The sequence below is a fragment of the Bifidobacterium vansinderenii genome (genome assembly GCF_002234915.1).
GTDB classification, from domain to species: Bacteria; Actinomycetota; Actinomycetes; order Actinomycetales; family Bifidobacteriaceae; genus Galliscardovia; species Galliscardovia vansinderenii.
Window position 1 is genome coordinate 212,567 of sequence record NZ_NEWD01000007.1, and the last position, 18,739, is coordinate 231,305.

Here is an 18,739-nt window from a genome sequence, read left to right on the forward strand (position 1 = left end):
CGACGCTGACGAAGTCTGTCAGCATGGCTCGATGGCGAATCTACAGCAAGCAGTACCCCCGTCATTCGAGTCGGCCACGTAACTGAAGAAGGAAGATTCATGGTCAGAACCAGCCATGTCGAAGATTCATCCGATCCCGTCAGGAGACGGAACGGCGTCATCCGCTCGGAGAAGGGCCGTGCGGATCGAGAGGCGTCTGGGGCGCGTGCACACCTCATCCGTCGCGTTGCGGGAACGTTCGCTGCGATCACGGCCGCGCTCGCCATGATGATCGCCCCTGCAGCATCCGCTGCCCCCGCCGCCACTAAGACCGACGCCTCCACGCTCAACCCCGTCGTCACCTACACCGGCGACGGCATGACGTTCAGCAAGATCTCCCATGCCGGCTCCGGCGTGGAGACCAACGACGGCATCGTTGACTACGCCGGCAAGGGTCTGGTCAAGCCGTACGAACAGGGCGTGAGCCAGGAGGGCAATGGCTCCCGCGGCCAGTCGTACAGCTACGCGTCCGCTGTCTACGGCGACTGGGTGTACATCAACACCATGTACGGCGGTCTCGGTATCGCCAACATCCTCAACTACAGCGTTCCGGGTATGTCGGCCGAGGCCATGAAGGCCGCCATGGACACCATGTACAACGGCAACCTGTACATGGGCGAGCCCGACGGCGTGCAGGCGGGCGGCATTCTGGTCAAGGTGAACGTGAAGACCGGCGAGACGAAGATCCTCATGTCCCGTGAGAACGGTGTCATGCCCACGTTCCGTGACGCGCTCGTACTGAACGGCAAAATCTACTTCGTGGGCATGATCGTCGACACCACTCATCTGAACCAGAGGGAGCTCGCAACCGCACTGGCCATGCAGAACGGCTTCCCCGTGATCTACCAGATCGATCCGGAGGACAACGACAGGATCACCTGCGTGTACGACGCTCTCGGCATCCTTTCCGACGACAAGGCGACGAGCGAGGCCGGCAAGACCCGTTACGACAAGCTCATTGCCGACAACGTGTTCACGTCTACCCGTGCGATCGCCGACTTCAACGGCACGCTCATCGCTGGTGCTCTCGACAACGACGGTGTCTTCCTGACCGCATCCAAGGATCCGTCGGCGGGCGAGGACTCGTTCAAGACCATCGCCACGATGGAGGACTTCGGCGGAGAGCCGGCATGGCACCGCACCGACGTCAACGGTGGCGGCGGCATCTATCAGGCGATCGAATACAACGGGCAGCTGTATGTGGTGGTCTGCACGGGTACGCCAGCCAACCAGAACGCGCAGGGCACCAAGCAGGCGTTCTCCATCTGGCGGGGAACCGTTAACGGCGACCCGACCGAACGTTCCAGCTGGACGTGGAGCCGTGTGGTGGGTGACACCTCGAAGGGCGCACGGTACACGTACGGCATCGACCCGTCGCGCATCAGCGCCGGCGCCGCCACGCTTGTCAAGTACAACGGGCAGCTCTACATCGGCGACTACAACGACGTCTCCAGCGCGCTGCAGGGATTCGTGCTGCAGAAGAACTTCACCACGCAGGCCACCAACCTCGAGCAGTCGATCAACCTGTACCGCATGGACGCTAACGAGAACGTCGAACTTGTGGTGGGCGACCCCACTGACATGTTCCCCAAGGGCGGCATCTCCGGAACCGGTACCGGATACGGTTCGCACATGAACCAGTACACGTGGCAGGCCACCGTCTATGAAGGCAAGCTGTACATTGGCACGATGGACACGACCACCCTGCTCGAACCGATCGCGCAGTTCACCAACGGCGACCTGATTCACATGACCCCGGACGAATGGAAGAAGCAGATCAATTATCTGCGCGTGTTCCTCGAACTGCTGATCAAGGATTCCACGAATTCCGGTGATGCTTCCGCCAACGGTTCCGGCAACGCCGCAGCGAACGGAGACAAGGCGCCGGAGGCGTCCACGTTCTCCGCCCGCAGCGCCGATTCCGCCAGCACGGACTCCGCCGGCGCCGCTGACCTTGTCGCCCAGGCTGTGACCCAGGCGTCCGACCGCAAGCAGCAGACCATGCCGCAGACGCTGTCGCTCGACTCCGATTCCGCCAAGAGCAAGGATTCCGGCAAGGTCAGCCTCACCGACGACCAGACCGCAAAGCTCGTCGATGGACTCACGAACGGCGGCATCGTTCCCGGATCCCTCGACGACACCGCGCTCGCCGATCAGATCAACGATCTCAACAACCAGCTCAACGCGCTTGACTCCCTGATCGGTGCCAAGGCCTCCGACGGCGCGCAGTTCCGCGACGCCTACGCGCAGCTGCTCGACGAGTACGGCAAGATCGCGGTGCCCGACAATCTGAAGCCCCTGTACGACATGCTGCTCAAGCTCACCACCAAGGAGAACCTGCAGGCATACGCCAAGTCGGTCAAGTATCTCAAGACGTCCAAGAGCGGATTCGACCTGTATGCGATCAGCGACAAGGATGGCAAGGTGAGCGTCGAGACCGTGACCAAGAACGGCTTCGGAGACCGATACAACCACGGTCTGCGAATCTTCGCCAAGACCAGCGACTATCTGCTGATCGGTACGGCCAATCCGTTCTATGGCACCCAGCTGTGGCGCACCCCCAACACTCAGAAGGTGAAGTACGCGATCACGGTAAGCGACGACGGCAACGGCACCGCATCGGCCAGCGTAAAGACCGCCGCGCAGGGGGAGCGGGTGACGATCGCCGCCAAACCCAACGACGGATACCGCCTCAAGGAGTGGAAGGTGCTGTACGGCGGTGTTGGCGTGAAGGACAATGCCTTCGTCATGACCAACAAGGACGTGGCAGTTCAGGCCGTGTTCGAGAAGACGAATGACGCCGTCGACCCGAATCAGCCGGACAATGGCGGCGTCGAGGGCGGTGGTACGGAAACCGACGGCAAGACCGGCTCCGATAACGGGTCGAATGCCGCGCAGAACGTTCCATCCAACGCGAACAGGACGGTTGACAATTCGCAGACGACATCCGCAAAGACGACGAAGAAGCTCTCCGCCACCGGCACCGCGATCGTCGGTGTGAGCGTGGGCGCGGTGCTTGCGCTGGTCGTCGGCGGGGCCTTCGTGCTGAACCGTCGCAAGGCCCGTCGCTGATCCCGATCCCGTAGCCATGGTGGTCTGTCCCATATCGGGACCGGTCATGCCAAGGGCGGTGCCAAGTCGTCTTCGAAAGGTGTGAAAGCCATTCGAGGACGACTTTTCGTTTGACTGGCACGCCGATTTTCAGAGAAAGAGTCGTCTGATATGTCTGCGACGGCTGTAGTCGGCCGTGCCGGTGATCCATGTCACGTCCGTCGAACCGCCACGCGCGTTCTCGCCTTCCGCAACCGGTGTTATCATGTGACGTGGTAAGCATCGATCCGTCATCAGCGGGGAGCTTCCGGAAGAACGGCTATGTATTCGTCATCGTGTCCGTGCCTCGGCGCGGCGGATCGGCGGGCGTGGCTTATTAGACCCGGCGGGTGGGCCCGACACAGCCCTAGACAAGCGGTCGCATCACCGTTCCACGAGGTTTCGGGACATCGGTGCGGCAAGCGAGGTGGTACCGCGGTCGGTGCCCGGCGGCGAACATGTTCGTGCGCGCAGATGTTGTGCGTACGGTCAGGCGTGTTCCGCACGTCGCAGCATCCGGTCGTCCTCGTAGCAGTAGTAATGGTGACACTGTGAATGAGGAGACCAGCGGTGAGCAATAAGTTCCCGAAGGCTGCGGCCGACTCCAGCCTGGAGCACGTGGCCCCGAATCCCAGCTTCCCCGATCTCGAGGTGAAGACCCTCGACTATTGGGACAAGGACGATACCTTCCAGAAGTCCGTCGAACGCAACCCCTCCGGCGACCACAGCCAGAACGAGTTCGTGTTCTTCGACGGCCCGCCGTTCGCCAACGGCCTGCCGCACTACGGCCACCTGCTGACCGGCTACGCCAAGGACGTGATCCCGCGCTACCAGACCATGAAGGGCCGCAAGGTCAATCGTGTGTTTGGCTGGGACACCCACGGCCTGCCCGCCGAGCTCGAGGCGCAGAAGGAGCTTGGCATCGACTCGGTCGAGCAGATCGAGGAGATGGGCATCGACAAGTTCAACGACGCCTGCCGCGCCTCCGTGCTCAAGTACACGAATGAGTGGCAGGACTACGTGCACCGTCAGGCCCGCTGGGTGGACTTCGAGCATGGCTACAAGACCCTGAACATCCCGTACATGGAGTCGGTGATGTGGGCGTTCAAGCAGCTGTACGAGAAGGGACTGGCCTACCAGGGCTACCGCGTGCTGCCGTACTGCCCCAAGGACCGCACCCCGCTGTCCGCGCACGAGCTGCGCATGGACGCCGACGTGTACCAGGACCGTCAGGACACCACCGTCTCCGTGGCTGTTAAGCTGCGTGACGAGGACGCCTACGCCGTGTTCTGGACCACCACGCCGTGGACCGTGCCCACCAACTTCGCGATCGTGGTCGGCGCCGACATCGACTACGTTGAGGTGAAGCCCACCGAAGGCAAGTTCGCCGGCAAGAAGTTCTACTTCGGCAAGGCCCTGCTGCCGCATTACGAGAAGGAGCTCGGCGAGAACTACGAGATCGTGCGCGAGCTCAAGGGCTCCGAGATGGAGGGCTGGCGCTACTGGCCGGTGTTCCCGTACTTCTCGGGCGAGACCGCCGAATCCGAGGGCAATGTGCCCGGACCGAACGGCTACACGATCTTCACCGCCGACTATGTCGACACCGTCGAGGGTACCGGTCTGGTCCATCAGGCCCCCTACGGCGAGGACGATATGAACACGCTCAACGCCAAGGGCATCAAGAGCACCGACGTGCTCGATGCCGGCTGCAAGTTCACCTCGCAGTGCCCCGACTATGAGGGTATGTTCGTGTTCGACGCCAACCTGCCGATCCTGCGTAACCTGCGTGCCGGCGACGGTCCGCTCGCCGAGATCCCGGAGGAGAAGCGCGCCATCCTCTTCCAGGAGAAGAGCTACGTGCACTCCTACCCGCACTGCTGGCGTTGCGCCACCCCGCTGATCTACAAGCCGGTGAGCTCCTGGTTCGTGTCCGTGACCAAGATCAAGCCGCGCCTGCTCGAGCTCAACCAGGAGATCAACTGGATCCCGGAGAACGTGAAGGACGGCCAGTTCGGCAAGTGGCTCGCCAACGCCCGCGACTGGTCCATCTCCCGCAACCGCTTCTGGGGTTCCCCGATCCCGGTGTGGGTGTCCGACGATCCGAAGTACCCGCGCGTGGACGTGTACGGCTCCCTCGAGGAGCTCAAGGCCGACTTCGGCGACTACCCGCGCGACAAGGACGGCAACATCAACATGCACCGTCCGTGGATCGACAACCTGACCCGCGTCAACCCGGACGATCCGACCGGTAAGAGCCACATGCACCGCATCTCCGACGTGCTCGACTGCTGGTTCGAGTCCGGCTCCATGTCGTTCGCGCAGTTCCACTACCCGTTCGAGAACAAGGAGAAGTTCGAGCAGCACTTCCCGGCCGACTACATCGTCGAGTACATCGGCCAGACCCGTGGCTGGTTCTATCTGCTGCACGTGATGGCCACCGCCCTGTTCGACCGCCCGGCGTTCAAGAACGTGATCTGCCACGGCATCGTGCTCGGCTCCGACGGCCAGAAGATGTCGAAGCATCTGCGCAACTACCCGGACGTCAACGGCGTGTTCGACAAGTACGGTTCCGACGCCATGCGCTGGTTCCTCATGTCGTCCCCGATCCTGCGCGGCGGCAACCTGATCGTCACCGCCGAGGGCATCCGCGACACCGTGCGCCAGGTCATGCTGCCGCTGTGGAGCTCCTACTACTTCTTCACCCTGTATGCGAACGCCGCGAACAAGGGCGAGGGCTTCGACGCCTGTACGCTCACCGCCGACGAGGTGGCCGGACTGCCGGAGATGGACCGCTACCTGCTGGCCCGTCTGCGCAAGCTGGTCTCCGGCGTGCAGCATTCGCTCGACACGTTCGCCATCTCCGACGCGTGCGACGAGGTGGGCGACTTCATCGACGTGCTTACCAACTGGTACATCCGCAACACCCGCGATCGCTTCTGGCAGGAGGACGCCAACGCGTTCAACACCCTGTACACCGCGCTCGAGGTGCTGTGCCGCGTGATGGCCCCGCTCGCTCCGATGGAGACCGAGACGATCTGGCGCGGTCTGACCGGCGGCGAGTCCGTGCACCTGGCCGACTGGCCGTTCCTCTCCGACGAGAAGACCGGCGAGCCGACCGAGCTGGGCAAGGTTCTCGTGGCCGACGACAAGCTCGTCGCCGCCATGGAGAAGGTGCGCGAGGTCGTGTCCGGTACGCTGTCGCTGCGCAAGGCGCAGAAGATCCGCGTGCGTCAGCCGCTCGCCAAGCTCACCGTCGTGGTGGAGGATGCCGAGGCCGTCAAGGCGTACACCGAGATCCTCAAGTCCGAGCTCAACGTGAAGGACATCGAGTTCTGCACCATGGAGGACGCCGCCTCGCAGGGTCTCAAGATCGTCCACGAGCTCAAGGTGAACGCCCGCGTGGCCGGCAAGCGTCTGCGCAAGGACGTCCAGTTCGCCATCAAGGCCTCCAAGACCGGCGCATGGCACGTGGGTGCCGACGGCGCTCCCGTGGCGGAGACCCCGAACGGCGAGATCGCGCTCGTCGAGGGCGAGTACGAGCTGATCAACCGCGTGGAGGAGGAGAACGCGCATGAAGCCGCCAACTCCGTGTCCTCCGCGCTGCCGACCGGCGGCTTCGTGATCCTCGACACCGAGCTGAACGACGACCTGATCGCCGAGGGATACGCCCGCGACGTGATCCGCGCCGTGCAGGACGCCCGCAAGGACGCCGGACTCGACATCGCCGACCGCATCTCGCTGAAGCTGACGCTGCCGGCCGCCGACGCCCCCAAGGCCGAGCAGTTCCGCGACCTGATCGCCGCGGAGACCCTGGCCGAGGCCGGTGTGGAGATCACCGCCGATGCGGACGCCAAGGAAATTGGCGTGACCGTCGCCAAGGCGTGAGTGTCTGACGCTCTGACCTGACATTCTGACAGTGGTCCTGAGTGGTCCGTGGCATATTGCCTCCGGGCCGTTCGGGGCCACTGTTCGTTTTCTGACCGTTTTCTGAGCGATTCCGTTGGAAAATGTTTCGTCGGAACCGGTGTCTCGGCATTCGACGGTGCACAAAACGCAGATACCCGAAACCGAACGTTGAAAAATCAACGGTCAATTTCAGGTATCTACGTTTTGTGTACCACCGTTCATCGAGACCTCCCTTCCGTCGGCGATTTTGGAGAGGGAAACCGAACATCCTGCCGGTTTCGGCAAGGGGCGGCTGCCATTGCACGCCGGTGCACGGGTGACGGTACTGTCGATTGATGGCGAGCGCGGAGGACCTCCGCTACGCCGCAGGTATCCGCCATTGTGCGATTAGGAACCCGACCAGTGTGCGAGGTGACGATGAAACAGGTTGTGGTGGGCATCCTCGCCCACGTGGATGCAGGCAAGACCACGCTGTCCGAGGGGCTGCTCTACCGGTCCGGTCAGATCCGATCATTCGGCCGCGTAGATCACGGCGACGCGTTCCTCGACACCGACGCCATGGAGAAGCAGCGCGGCATCACGATCTTCTCCAAGCAGGCGGTGATCGACCTCGACGATCTGCGCATCACCCTGCTCGACACCCCCGGTCATGTGGACTTCTCCGCCGAGATGGAGCGCACCCTTCGTGTGCTCGACTATGCGATTCTCGTCGTCAGTGCGTCCGACGGCGTACGTGGATACACGGAGACGCTGTGGCGATTGCTGGCCCGATACCACGTGCCCACATTCGTATTCGTCAACAAGATGGACGCCGTGGGTGCGGACGGCGACGGCATTCTCGAGCAGATGCGCGCGCGATTCTCCGACGCGTGCGTGCCGTTCGGCGGACTCGACAACGGCTCCGGCGATGACGGCAACGGCAACGGTGATACGCCCGGCGACGGATTCCCGCAACTGCCTGACGACGTTCAGGAGACCATGGCCATGCAGGACGAGTCCGCCATGGACGAATTCCTCGAACAGGGCGCACTGTCCGGCGACACCGTTCGTCGACTGATCGCCGAACGCAGGATCTTCCTCTGCTATTTCGGATCCGCATTGAAGCTGCAGGGCGTCGACGATTTTCTGCACGGTCTGCGCGCGCTCGTCCGTCAGCCCGATCACGGCGACGCGTTCGGCGCCCGCGTGTTCAAGATCTCGCACGACAAACAGGGCGGGCGGCTGACGTGGCTGAAAGTGACCGGGGGAGTGCTGCCGGTCAAAAGCGTGCTGACGAACGAACGGCCCGGCGCCGGCGAGAATGGTGACGGTACCGTCGGCGAGGCGGTCGGAAACGGCGGCGCCGAGATCTGGCATGAGAAGGCCGATCAGGTGCGCGTGTACTCCGGTGCGAAGTTCACGCTCGTTGACGAGGCGCCCGCCGGTTCCGTGGTCGCGGTGACCGGTCCGACGCACACGTTCCCCGGTGAGGGACTGGGCGTGGAATCCGATGCCGGCGAGCCCGCGCTCGAGCCGGTGCTCACCTACACCGTGCTGCCCGGCGACAACGACGTGCACAAGGTGCTCGCCGCATTGCGCGAGCTCGACGACGAGGATCCTCTGCTGCACGTCGCATGGCAGGAGCGGCTGCAGGAGATCCACGTGCAGCTCATGGGTGCCGTGCAGTTGGAGATCATCCGGCAGATCATGCACGACCGGTTCTCGCTCGACATCGACTTCGGCCCCGGCGGCATCCTGTACAAGGAGACGATCACCGCGCCCGTCGAAGGCGTGGGACACTTCGAACCGCTGCGGCACTATGCCGAAGTGCATCTGCTGCTCGAACCGGCGGACGAGGGGAGCGCAGTGGTCTTCGGTTCGGATCTGAGCCTCGACGTGCTCGACCGCAACTGGCAGCGGCTCGTGCTCACGCATCTGGCGGAGAAGGAGCATCTCGGCGTGCTTGCGGGATTCCCGATCGCCGACATGCGCATCACGCTGATCAACGGCCGTGCCCACGAGAAGCACACCGAGGGCGGCGACTTCCGTCAGGCCACGTATCGCGCGGTCCGTCAGGGTCTGATGAAGGCAAAGCGCGACGGGAATTGCCGACTGCTCGAACCGTGGTACGACTTCCGTCTCGAAGTGCCGCAGGACATGCTTGGACGGGCCATGGCCGACGTGCAGCGCATGAGCGGCGAATTCGATCCACCGACGAACGACGGCGAGTACGCGGTATTGTCCGGCACGGCGCCGGTCTCCGAAATGCGCGACTATGCGATGGACGTCAACGCCTATACGCACGGTCAGGGGCAGATCAGCTGCACGTTCGGCGGATATCGTCCCTGCCACGATGCCGATGCGGTGATCGAACGCGTGAACTACGATCCTGAATCCGACTTGGAGAACACGCCCGACTCGGTGTTCTGCGCGCACGGCGCCGGATATCCGGTCAAGTGGAGCGACGTCGACGCGCACGCACATCTCGAACTGCGCGCACTGTAGTCGCGTGGTGTGGTTGTGTGTTGCGGTGCGAGCTCTGGAGCGGGGCCGGATGTTACCGCCCATGGCGTAGCATGACGCCGAGAATGCCGGAGATCGGGCCTGCTGATCGAGGTACGACGGGTGTGGTGGCGCGTAGAGGAATGCGGAGAATCGTTTTGACTACCAAGTTTGGTGGTCGGGAATTTAGTAGTCGGAACGTGACGTATCCGGCGGCTTGTGAGGGTTCACGGTGTTATGTTTCGACTACCAAGTTTGGGAGTCCGGATTTTTGGGAGTCGGAACGGGGCGGAAGCCGGGGAGCCGGGGTGAGACACGCCGAAGTTGCGTGGATCCGGGTGGTTGCGTAATATGTCTCAAGTCGAAACGACCGGTTGGTTGTGGCCGATGGCCATCTGACTGACGGGGCTATGGCGCAGCTGGTAGCGCATCTCCATGGCATGGAGGGGGTCGGGGGTTCGAATCCCCCTAGCTCCACGGACGAGGTCCGGGATCCGAATGGGTCTCGGACCTTTTTCAATTTCCCCGCCGTTCCGCCCGGCTGTGGTCCGTATCGTGGAACCGGATCCCGGTTTTGTCTCGCGATGCGGAAGAATCCGTTTTTTGGGGCGTCGACATCCCGTTTTCGCGTCGATTTTCGGGAATTTGACGCCCCAAAGAGCAGAAAACGGGCATTCGACGCCCCAAATATGCAGTCCGACAGCGCCCTGTAGCCCGACGGCAACGAACGCCGCCACCCGTGCCTACTCCGCCAGTGGCATGGTGATGCGCATGGTGGTGCCGGACGGCGACGAGGACTCCACATCGATCCACCCGTGATAGCGCGACACCACATCGCGCGCCAGCGCCAGCCCCAGGCCGTAGCCCTGATGCGCGGTGCCGTCGTCGGACCTCGCAAACCGCTGGAACAGTCGCTCCGGATCCTCGCCGATGCCGGTGCCATGATCGCTGACCAGAATCACCGCCTCACGCCCACCGCCACGCAGCGATGCCCCGGTCGTGTACGCGGTCACACGGATGTGCGAATCGTCGGGGGAGTGGGCGATCGCGTTGTCGAGTACGGCCACGATGCAGCGCATCAGCCCGAACCGGCCGCCAAGCACCGTGATCGGCTTCCCCGCCGTTCCGGTCGTACCGGCTTTCGCGGGATCCGCCGCAACTCCGGCCTCGTCTCCGGCCACGCCTTCGCCGGCACTGCCGGTTACGCCCTCAGCCGCTTCGGCATCTCCATCACGACCGCCACCAGCCGCATCATCCCAATCGATCGTCACATGCCGGCTGTCGGCCAAGAGCCGCACGGTCTCCACGGCCTCGGCGATCACGCCGGGCAATTCCACCGGCTCGGGCTTCTGCGCCCCCTGCGCGGCCAGCAGCAGATCATTGATGATGTCGTTCATACGGTCCACATCGCCACGCAGCTGCTTCACGGCATCATCGATCGGCATGCCACGCGACTGCCGGTATTCGATCAGATCGGTCTGCAGACTGATCACCGTCAGCGGCGTCTTCAGCTCATGACTGGCGTCGGCCACGAAATTCTTCTGCAACCGCAATGCCTCGTGCAACGGCGCAAGCTCGCGCTGCGAAAAATACCAGCCCACCAACGCCGTGGCCACGATGATGCCCACCGCGAACAGCACGATGAACGCCAGCGCCTTCTTCTGGTCGATCACCCACGTGCCCACGGCCGACGCCGCCGCATTCACGTCGTTCGGATCGATGCCACGCTCGCTGAACTCATGCCTGGAGCCGAGCAGTACGCCGGCGATCATGCATCCGGCGCCGATCAGCGTGATGACGGTCATGGCCAGGGTCATGCGCAGGCTGATGCTGGTGGCGGCCCGATCGCCGAGCACGCGCGTGACCAGACGTTTGACCCATGCCTTCAGCCCGTTCTTCAGACCGTGTCGATTATTGCCGAGGCGATGCGGCTCGAATGGCTTGACGGATGACGTGTCGACCGTCGCCGATGCGGTGGATTCGGCGGATGCCGATGAGGAAGTGCCCATGGAAGTGTCCATATGCTCCTGCTTGTTCCTGTTTCACTGGATTGAACGAATCGATGACCGGAATGACGGAACCGTCATTGCCTCGGGAAGCCGAGGAAAACGCGGCAAGCCGGGGAAGCGAAAAAATCAACGACGCAACGCTAGTCGCGCGGCTCTCCGATGATGTACCCATGGCCACGCACGGTGTCGATGATGTGCCGGGTGGTCTTCTGCCGAATGTACGAGACGTACGTATCGATCGTGCCCTCGGTGTCGCTTTCGCTGAACACGATCCGCAGCAGTTCGGCGCGGGAGAACACGTGCTGCGGCGACGAGCAGAGCGTGGTCAGCAGCGTGCATTCCGCGCGGGTGAGCGTCACCCGCTGCAGGTCGGGGCTTTCGATCATGCCCGACTGCGGCAGCAGACGCCAGTCGCCGATGTCGTACGATTTCTGTTCGGCCCGGTAGCCTCGCAGCAGTGCGCGAAGACGGGCCTCCAGCTCCTCGAAGTGAAACGGCTTGGTCAGGTAGTCGTTGGCGCCGTAGTCCAGCCCCTCCACGATATTGTCCACGCTGCCCAGTGCGGTGAGCATGAGCACGGGCGTGGTGATGCCGCTGCCGCGCGCCTCGCGCACCAGTTCGAGCCCGTCGGCGTCGGGCAGTCGACGATCCACGATCGCCACGTCATACGTCATGCCGAACAGTCGACTGCGCCCCTCCGCGCCGGTCGTCACCCAGTCCACGCGATAGTGTTCGCCGAGGATCTCCGACGTGATCGCGCCGATGCGCGGATCATCCTCGATGAACAGCACGGACGGCTGCAGCAGCTTCTCCGGATCGGTGAGCGCGTACGGTGTCGATGCGTCGTCGGCCATGATCGTCTTCCCCTCGATTTCCCGTTGTCCCCGGATACGATGAACGCCGCACGGTGCGGACTGCCCGTGCGGCGTTCGTCATCCGGAAGTCGGCGTATTCACTGATATTGTTTCACGCCTGCGTGGCGCCACGCGAGGCGAGCGCCGAACGGATGCCCTTGATCACGAGCGGCATCACGGAGATCAGCACGATGATGATGCACACCGCGTCGATGTTGTTGGCGATCAGGCTGACGCGGCCGAGCTGGTGGCCGAGCGTGGGCAGGGCGAGTCCCCAGATGAGCGTGCCGATCAGGTTCGCGGAGATGAACTTCCTGTGGTCGTAGTGGGTCAGGCCCACGGCGAACGGGGTGAAGGTGCGCAGGATCGGCACGAAGCGGGCGAGGATGATGGCCTTGTAGCCGTATTTGACGAAGAACGCGTGCGCGCGTTCGAGTCGTTCGGCGTTCTTGCCCTGCGTCCACGATTGCAGAAGACGGCTGTCGCGTCCCTTGCGGCCGAGTTCGTAGCCGGTCTGGTCTCCCACGAACGCGGCGATGCCGATGACCACGCAGATGAGCGCGAGCGGCGTGTGGGCGAGCGGCGAGTCGGGCAGCGCGGTGGCGGCGGAGACCATGCCGAGCAGGAACACGAGCGAGTCGCCGGGCAGGAAGAAGCCGACGAGCAGGCCGGTTTCGGCGAATACGATGAGCGCGGAGATGATCAGCGCCCACGGGCCGGCCGCGGAGATGATGAATTCCGGACTGAGAAAACTGGGCATGTCGAATCCTTACGATGAGTTGTTGATTTGCCGTGATGATTGATGATTCAAGACTGCGGTACGTGTTCTCAGAAAGCGCTGAGAATCGCCGGAACGTATATGGGGGAGCGGTCCTAAGCTGAAGGCATGACTGAAATGGAGAGGAATGTTCGGCCGGCGGTGCGGGTTGGCGAGCCCCGGCCGGTGCTCGAGGTGACCGACGCCCGATGCCATGTGCGGCATGGGGATGCGCGGAAGGATATCTTCACCGGACTGTCGTTGACGCTGTACGCGGGGCAGATCGTCGACCTGGTCGGCCCGTCGGGTTCCGGCAAGTCCACGCTGATGGAATGCATGGCGCAGCTCAACGCCGACGCCGATGCGACGATGACGCTCGACGGCCGGTCCACCGACGGGTTCACGCCCGAACAGTGGCGCACACAGGTGGCGTACGTGCCGCAGCGGCCGGTGCTGATGGGCGGGAGCGTGGCCGAGGCGATCCGCTACCCGTTCACGCTGCGGGTGCGCCGCGATTCGTCGGTCCGTGTTCCCGACGACGATACGCTGCGCCGCGCGCTGGACGACATCGGCCTTGATGACGTGGAGCTCGACCGTTCGCCGCAGGACCTGTCCGTCGGACAGCAGGCGCGCGTCTGTCTGCTGCGCACGCTGCTGACCGGGCCGAAGGTGCTGCTCGCCGACGAGGTGGACGCCGGACTGGACCCGGACAACGCCATGCGTGCCGCCCACCTGCTCAAACGTGCGGCGGACGAGGGCATGGCGGTTTGCCGCGTACGGCACCGTGAGCCGGACGGCATGGCCACGCGCACGCTGGAGCTTGCCGACGGCGTGCTGACGGACATCACGGGCAGGACCGCGGCCGGTGCTGCGAGGACCGCCGGTGCGGCGAACGACACCGATACGGCGAACGACACCGATACGACCGATACGGAGGCACAGGCATGAGCGGCATCAACGACGTACTCGTCACCGGCACGGAAGGCGCCGCATCCGACTATCCGATCGACAACTGGGGCCTCTTGGTCGCCCTGCTGCTGGTGGCCCTGGCGGCCGTGATCTCCGCGGTACTCAAACTCGGCGTGGAACGCCGCCTGCTGTGGGCCACCGTGCGCTCGCTCGTGCAGCTGCTGGCCATGGGCCTGATCATCAGCTACGTGATCCAGGTGAACCAGTGGTGGCTCGTGTTCGCCCTGCTCGGCGTGATGATCATCGCCGCCGTGCAGATCACCCTCACCCGAGGCAGCGGCCTGCCCAAGGGGCTCGTGCTGCCCGTGTTTCTCACCCTGCTGGCCAGCGCCGTGCTCATGTTCTCCGTGGTCGTGGAACTCATCATCCGACCCCAGCCGTGGTACGCGCCGCAGGTGGTGGTCACCATGGTTGGCATGCTGCTCGGCAACGTGGTGTCCGCCATCGCCGTGGCCATCACCCGACTGTTCGACGACATGCGCACCCGGCGCTACGAGATCGAGACCATGCTCGCCTGGGGCGCCACCCCGTTGGAGGCGGCCATGCCGTCCATCACCTCGGCCGTGCGCCTGGGCCTGATTCCCACCATCGCCCAACTGGCGTCCAGCGGCATCGTGCTCATACCGGGCATGATGGCCGGCCAGATCATCGCAGGCGGCGACCCGGTGCAGGCCGCACGCTACCAGTTCGTCGTGCTCGCCGTCATCTCGTCGCTCACCGCGCTCGCCGACACGCTGATCGTGATGCTCGTCTACCGCGTGGCGTTCACCGAGAACCATCGTCTGCGCACCGACCTGTAGGCTCCGCTCGGGTCAGTCCGTTATCCGCCTTGTCGTGTACACATGTACAGGGAGACGACGACCATACGGCGCGGAATGGACGGGTGACATGACGGAATCAGAACGTGGCAATCATGCGCGGCGCGGCGAGCTGCGCGGCGATCCCGAACGCAGGAACCGGATCATCGAAGCGTGCCTCGACGTGATCGCGGACAAGGGTGTGGCCGGCACCTCGCATCGCGTGGTGGCCGCCGCGGCCGGCGTGCCGCTCGGATCCATGACCTACTACTTCGACGGCATGGACGACCTGCTGCATCAGACGTTCGAACGCTTCGCCGACGACAGCGTGAGCCGCATGCGTGAGCGTTTCGCCGGAATCGCCACCCGCGAGGAGGCCTGCGAGGCCGTGGTGCGCACGATCGTCGACGACGTGTTCCGCAACCAGCACGATCTGAGCCTCAACCTCGAGTTCTACACGCTGGCCGCGCGCGACCCCGCTTACCGCGACATCACCACCCGGTGGATGGGCCGCAGCCGCGAACAGCTGCGACGGTTCTTCGACCCGCGCACGGCACAGATGCTTGACGCGATGATCGAGGGCTTCTCCATCCACTGCGCGCTGTCGACCGTCCCGCCCAGCGAGGACGACATCCGCGAGGGCGTGCGCCGCATCGCAGCCGTATCGCAGTCGTTCACAAACGAAAACTAGACTACGTTTCAGTCGCGGCGTTTGGGATGACTGTCGCGGCAGAACGTTCCGATAGGGGAGGAACCGTCCCGCAACGGCCCCGACGTCGAGAAAACCGGCCGGAACACTTCAAGGAAAGGACCTGACATGGCAGACAACACGGCAGCAGCCCCGCGCATCGGCGTGATCGGCTTCGGCAACATGGGCGGCGCGATCATCGGAGGCGCGGTGGCGCACCACGTGGTCGAACCCGCGTCCGTGACCATCTACGACCCGAACGCGAACGCTATCGCCCACGCGAAGGACCTCGGCCTGACCGCGGCGTCCAGCGAACGCGAGGTCGTCGAATCGTCCGACATGATCCTGCTGGCCGTCAAGCCGCAGTCGTTCGCCGACACCGCCGCGAACTGCGGTTCGTTCGACGGCAAGGCCGTGCTTTCGATCATGGCCGGCGTGACCGCCGAACGCATCCGCACCACCGTGGACGGCACTCCGCGCGTGCTGCGTCTGATGCCGAACACGCCCGCACTGGTGGGCGCAGGCGCCTTCGCCCTGAGCTCCGACAGCGACTTCACGGACGCCGAGAAGACGTTCGCCAAGGAACTGTTCGAATCCATCGGCATCGTGGAATTCGTGCCCGAGCATCTGATCGACGCGGTGACCGGCCTGTCCGGCAGCGCCCCCGCGTTCGTGGCCATGTTCATCGAGGCGCTCGCCGACGGCGGACTCAAGGAGGGCCTGACCCGCGACACCGCGTACCGTCTGGCCGCGCAGACCTGCCTGGGCGAGGCCAAGCTGATCCTGGACAAGAACATGACCCCGGCACAGGCGAAGGACATGGTCACCTCGCCCGCCGGCACCACCATCGCCGGCTACGCGGTGCTCGAGGAGGGCGGCTTCCGCGGCACGGTGATGAAGGCCGTGTCCGCCGCCGCCCAGCGTTCGCGCGAACTGTAGTCGACGAACTGCAGCTGAATCGTGCGGTAGTCCGCCGCCGCGCGATTCGCTAGAACGTCGGCCGCGCCGCGCCGATGGACTGCAGGAACGTCGACACGTCACGCATCTCCGGCATGTTGATGCTGTGCTCCATGCTGGGGTAGATCCTCTCGGTGAGCGTGCCGTGGGTCTTCCAGAACCCGCTCATGGCGTTCACCTCGTCGGGCGTGAAGATCGTGTCGGCGCCGCCGTGACCGTAGAACACCGGGGGAGTGAGCGTCTTCAGGCGTTCGTCTCCCGGGGCCTCGCCCGGCGCCAGCCATCCGGAGAAGCAGACGGCCGCCATGTACCGTTCGGGGTTCACGCGCAGCATGTGGCCGGCCAGCAGGCCGCCCTGCGAGAAGCCCATCACCACCACGCGGCGGGATTCGTCGACATTGGCGGCCACCCAGCGGTCCACCGCCTCGGCCGCGGCCAGCGCCTGCTCGTCCAACGAGGTGCCCGACGGCACGCCCTCATGATCCCAGGTGCCGAACCACGTGTAGCCCATGCCGTATTCGATGGGCGCGCGCAGCGACGCGTAGTCGGCGTCCGGCGCGCAGAAGCGCAGCAGATCCGGCAGATCGTACTCATTCGAACCCCATCCGTGCAGCAGCACGAACACCGGGGTGCTGGCGTTGCCGCGGATGCGGGTCAGAGCCTTGGTGATGTCCATCAGTCATCCTTCGTTGGTTGTGATCGTTCGGCCGTGATCCCACGGTCGTGTTCGGTCACGGACCGTCGTCCGCCGGATCGACGATCGGCCGTCCCGGTATGTGATATGTCCGCCACCTGACTTCAGGGTATGGCCGCGAGCAGACGAACGGTTTCGAACAGTCCATAACTTCTACGTATAGCCGTCGCGTTGTCAAGCGCCATGAAACGGTATTACATGGATATATTGCATGATTCGCGGGGCGTGCCATGACGGCCCGGCCCGCGCCGACCGACCAGAAACCCGACCAGAAAAAGGAACGATCCCATGAGCGCAACGGCTTTGGAACAGAGCCTGCTGGACCACTACCGGTGGTTCCACCGGCATCCGGAACCGTCATACGAGGAGCACGCCACCACCGAACATATCCGTCGGATACTGGAGGAGCAGGGCATCGAGATCCTGAAGACCGGTCTGAAGACCGGCCTGATCGCCATCATCCGCGGCGGACGGCCCGGCCCGGTGATCGCATTGCGCGGCGACATCGACGGCCTGCCGATCACCGAGAACACCGGCCTGCCGTACACGTCCGAACACGCGGGATACATGCACGGCTGCGGACACGATTTCAACCTCACCGTCGCGCTCGGCGCCGCCATCGAACTGCACGCCGTACGCGACGATCTCGCCGGCACCATCAAGGTGATCTTCCAGCCGGCCGAGGAGGGGCGCGCCACCAAGGAACGCCCCACCGGAGCCGTGCAGGTGCTCAACACCGGCGCGCTGGACGACGTGCAGGCGTTCTTCGGCACGCACGACGCCCCCGGCGAAGTCGGCGCCATCTACATCAAGGAGGGCGGCACGTCCGGTGCCGTCGACAAGTTCGCCGTCACCATTCACGGACACGGCACGCACGCAGCCGAACCCACCAAGGGCGACGATGTGATCGTGGCGACGGCGGCCATCGTACAGTCGCTGCAGACCGTCGTCAGCCGCAGCATTGACCCCGTGCATCCTGCCGTACTGTCCATCACCCATCTCGAAGCGGGCAACACATGGAACGTGCTGCCGTCCGAAGCGTTCCTCGAAGGCACCGTGCGCACCACCGAACGCGTCGACCGGCAGATCGCCAAGGATCGGGCCGTACGCATCATTGAAAACACGGCCGCCGCCTACGGGGTAACCGCAAGCGTACAGTGGTTCTTCGGCTCGCCGTCCGTCGACAACAGCGCGCACTGGGCGGCCGTCGGCCGCAGGATCGCCGCCGAGGAAGGACTCGAGACCCGTCCCGGCTGGGCGGACCTCGGGGGAGAGGACTTCTCCTACTACCTCGACCACGCCCCCGGACTGTTCGTCCGCATCGGCGCCGGCGACACGAACGCGCCGCACGGCCCCACTTTCGCGCCCGACCCGCACGGCATCATCGCCGGCGTGCGCTTCCTGACGGCCATCGCCAAACGCGCGCTCGCGGAACTGGCCGACCCGACGGACGGCCATGCAGACTGTACGAACGAGAACGACTGAGGACAAGAAAAGA

General features: G+C 64.2%; 12 protein-coding genes and 1 tRNA gene. 9 read left to right on the forward strand and 4 right to left on the reverse strand.

Features of this window, described 5'->3' with window-relative positions:
• Window positions 1-99: 99 nt before the first annotated feature.
• From Tam10B_RS04460 to Tam10B_RS04475, 4 genes are all read left to right on the forward strand, one after another.
• Window positions 100-3,111: an InlB B-repeat-containing protein gene (locus Tam10B_RS04460; RefSeq protein ID WP_093960051.1), complete on the forward strand. Its 3,012-nt coding sequence runs from the start codon at window positions 100-102 to the stop codon at window positions 3,109-3,111.
• Window positions 3,112-3,699: 588 nt separating this feature from the next.
• Window positions 3,700-7,014, forward strand: a complete 3,315-nt coding sequence (gene ileS, locus Tam10B_RS04465; protein ID WP_408606628.1) for a mupirocin-resistant isoleucine--tRNA ligase — start codon at window positions 3,700-3,702, stop codon at window positions 7,012-7,014.
• Window positions 7,015-7,452: 438 nt separating this feature from the next.
• Window positions 7,453-9,519, forward strand: coding sequence for a GTP-binding protein (locus tag Tam10B_RS04470; protein ID WP_093960152.1), 2,067 nt, complete (start codon window positions 7,453-7,455; stop codon window positions 9,517-9,519).
• A gap of 401 nt (window positions 9,520-9,920) precedes the next feature.
• Window positions 9,921-9,993 (forward strand) — tRNA-Ala (locus tag Tam10B_RS04475).
• Between the two features lie 266 nt (window positions 9,994-10,259).
• On the opposite strand, the gene Tam10B_RS04480 is transcribed toward Tam10B_RS04475, so the two are convergent.
• From Tam10B_RS04480 to Tam10B_RS04490, 3 genes are all read right to left on the reverse strand, one after another.
• The gene (locus tag Tam10B_RS04480; RefSeq protein WP_093960053.1) at window positions 10,260-11,537 is read right to left on the reverse strand and encodes a sensor histidine kinase; all 1,278 of its coding nucleotides are present in this window, start codon (window positions 11,535-11,537) and stop codon (window positions 10,260-10,262) included.
• Window positions 11,538-11,665: 128 nt separating this feature from the next.
• On the reverse strand, window positions 11,666-12,379 hold the full coding sequence (locus Tam10B_RS04485) for a response regulator transcription factor (RefSeq protein WP_093960054.1): 714 nt from the start codon (window positions 12,377-12,379) through the stop codon (window positions 11,666-11,668).
• 112 nt (window positions 12,380-12,491) lie between these two features.
• Window positions 12,492-13,139: a DedA family protein gene (locus tag Tam10B_RS04490; protein ID WP_093960055.1), complete on the reverse strand. Its 648-nt coding sequence runs from the start codon at window positions 13,137-13,139 to the stop codon at window positions 12,492-12,494.
• A gap of 135 nt (window positions 13,140-13,274) precedes the next feature.
• Here Tam10B_RS04490 and Tam10B_RS04495 point away from each other — a divergent pair, with 135 nt between their 5' ends.
• The 4 genes from Tam10B_RS04495 (at window position 13,275) to proC (ending at window position 16,529) form a co-directional block, all read left to right on the forward strand.
• Window positions 13,275-14,084, forward strand: coding sequence for an ABC transporter ATP-binding protein (locus Tam10B_RS04495; RefSeq protein ID WP_093960056.1), 810 nt, complete (start codon window positions 13,275-13,277; stop codon window positions 14,082-14,084).
• Window positions 14,081-14,905 carry an ABC transporter permease gene (locus tag Tam10B_RS04500; RefSeq protein ID WP_093960057.1) on the forward strand — a complete coding sequence of 275 codons (825 nt, stop codon included), beginning with the start codon at window positions 14,081-14,083 and terminating at the stop codon, window positions 14,903-14,905. The genes Tam10B_RS04495 and Tam10B_RS04500 overlap by 4 nt, the downstream gene beginning before the upstream one ends.
• Window positions 14,906-14,993: 88 nt before the next feature.
• Entirely contained in the window at window positions 14,994-15,593 is a 600-nt protein-coding gene (locus Tam10B_RS04505; protein WP_093960058.1) for a TetR/AcrR family transcriptional regulator, read from the forward strand.
• Window positions 15,594-15,719: 126 nt separating this feature from the next.
• Window positions 15,720-16,529, forward strand: coding sequence for a pyrroline-5-carboxylate reductase (gene proC / locus Tam10B_RS04510; protein ID WP_093960059.1), 810 nt, complete (start codon window positions 15,720-15,722; stop codon window positions 16,527-16,529).
• Window positions 16,530-16,578: 49 nt separating this feature from the next.
• Here the strand turns inward: proC and Tam10B_RS04515 are convergent, their stop codons facing one another.
• Window positions 16,579-17,223, reverse strand: a complete 645-nt coding sequence (locus Tam10B_RS04515; protein WP_093960060.1) for an alpha/beta hydrolase — start codon at window positions 17,221-17,223, stop codon at window positions 16,579-16,581.
• Window positions 17,224-17,529: 306 nt separating this feature from the next.
• On the opposite strand from Tam10B_RS04515, the gene Tam10B_RS04520 reads away from it, so the two are divergent.
• On the forward strand, window positions 17,530-18,726 hold the full coding sequence (locus Tam10B_RS04520; RefSeq protein WP_093960061.1) for an amidohydrolase: 1,197 nt from the start codon (window positions 17,530-17,532) through the stop codon (window positions 18,724-18,726).
• Window positions 18,727-18,739 lie beyond the last annotated feature (13 nt).

Coding starts and splice junctions, on each gene's coding strand:
- Tam10B_RS04460 (WP_093960051.1), top strand. CDS start 100: ATGGTCAGAACCAGCCATGTCGAAGATTCATCCGATCCCGTCAGGAGA.
- Tam10B_RS04470 (WP_093960152.1), top strand. CDS start 7,453: ATGAAACAGGTTGTGGTGGGCATCCTCGCCCACGTGGATGCAGGCAAG.
- Tam10B_RS04480 (WP_093960053.1), bottom strand. CDS start 11,537: ATGGACACTTCCATGGGCACTTCCTCATCGGCATCCGCCGAATCCACC.
- Tam10B_RS04485 (WP_093960054.1), bottom strand. CDS start 12,379: ATGGCCGACGACGCATCGACACCGTACGCGCTCACCGATCCGGAGAAG.
- Tam10B_RS04490 (WP_093960055.1), bottom strand. CDS start 13,139: ATGCCCAGTTTTCTCAGTCCGGAATTCATCATCTCCGCGGCCGGCCCG.
- Tam10B_RS04495 (WP_093960056.1), top strand. CDS start 13,275: ATGGAGAGGAATGTTCGGCCGGCGGTGCGGGTTGGCGAGCCCCGGCCG.
- Tam10B_RS04500 (WP_093960057.1), top strand. CDS start 14,081: ATGAGCGGCATCAACGACGTACTCGTCACCGGCACGGAAGGCGCCGCA.
- Tam10B_RS04505 (WP_093960058.1), top strand. CDS start 14,994: ATGACGGAATCAGAACGTGGCAATCATGCGCGGCGCGGCGAGCTGCGC.
- proC (WP_093960059.1), top strand. CDS start 15,720: ATGGCAGACAACACGGCAGCAGCCCCGCGCATCGGCGTGATCGGCTTC.
- Tam10B_RS04515 (WP_093960060.1), bottom strand. CDS start 17,223: ATGGACATCACCAAGGCTCTGACCCGCATCCGCGGCAACGCCAGCACC.
- Tam10B_RS04520 (WP_093960061.1), top strand. CDS start 17,530: ATGAGCGCAACGGCTTTGGAACAGAGCCTGCTGGACCACTACCGGTGG.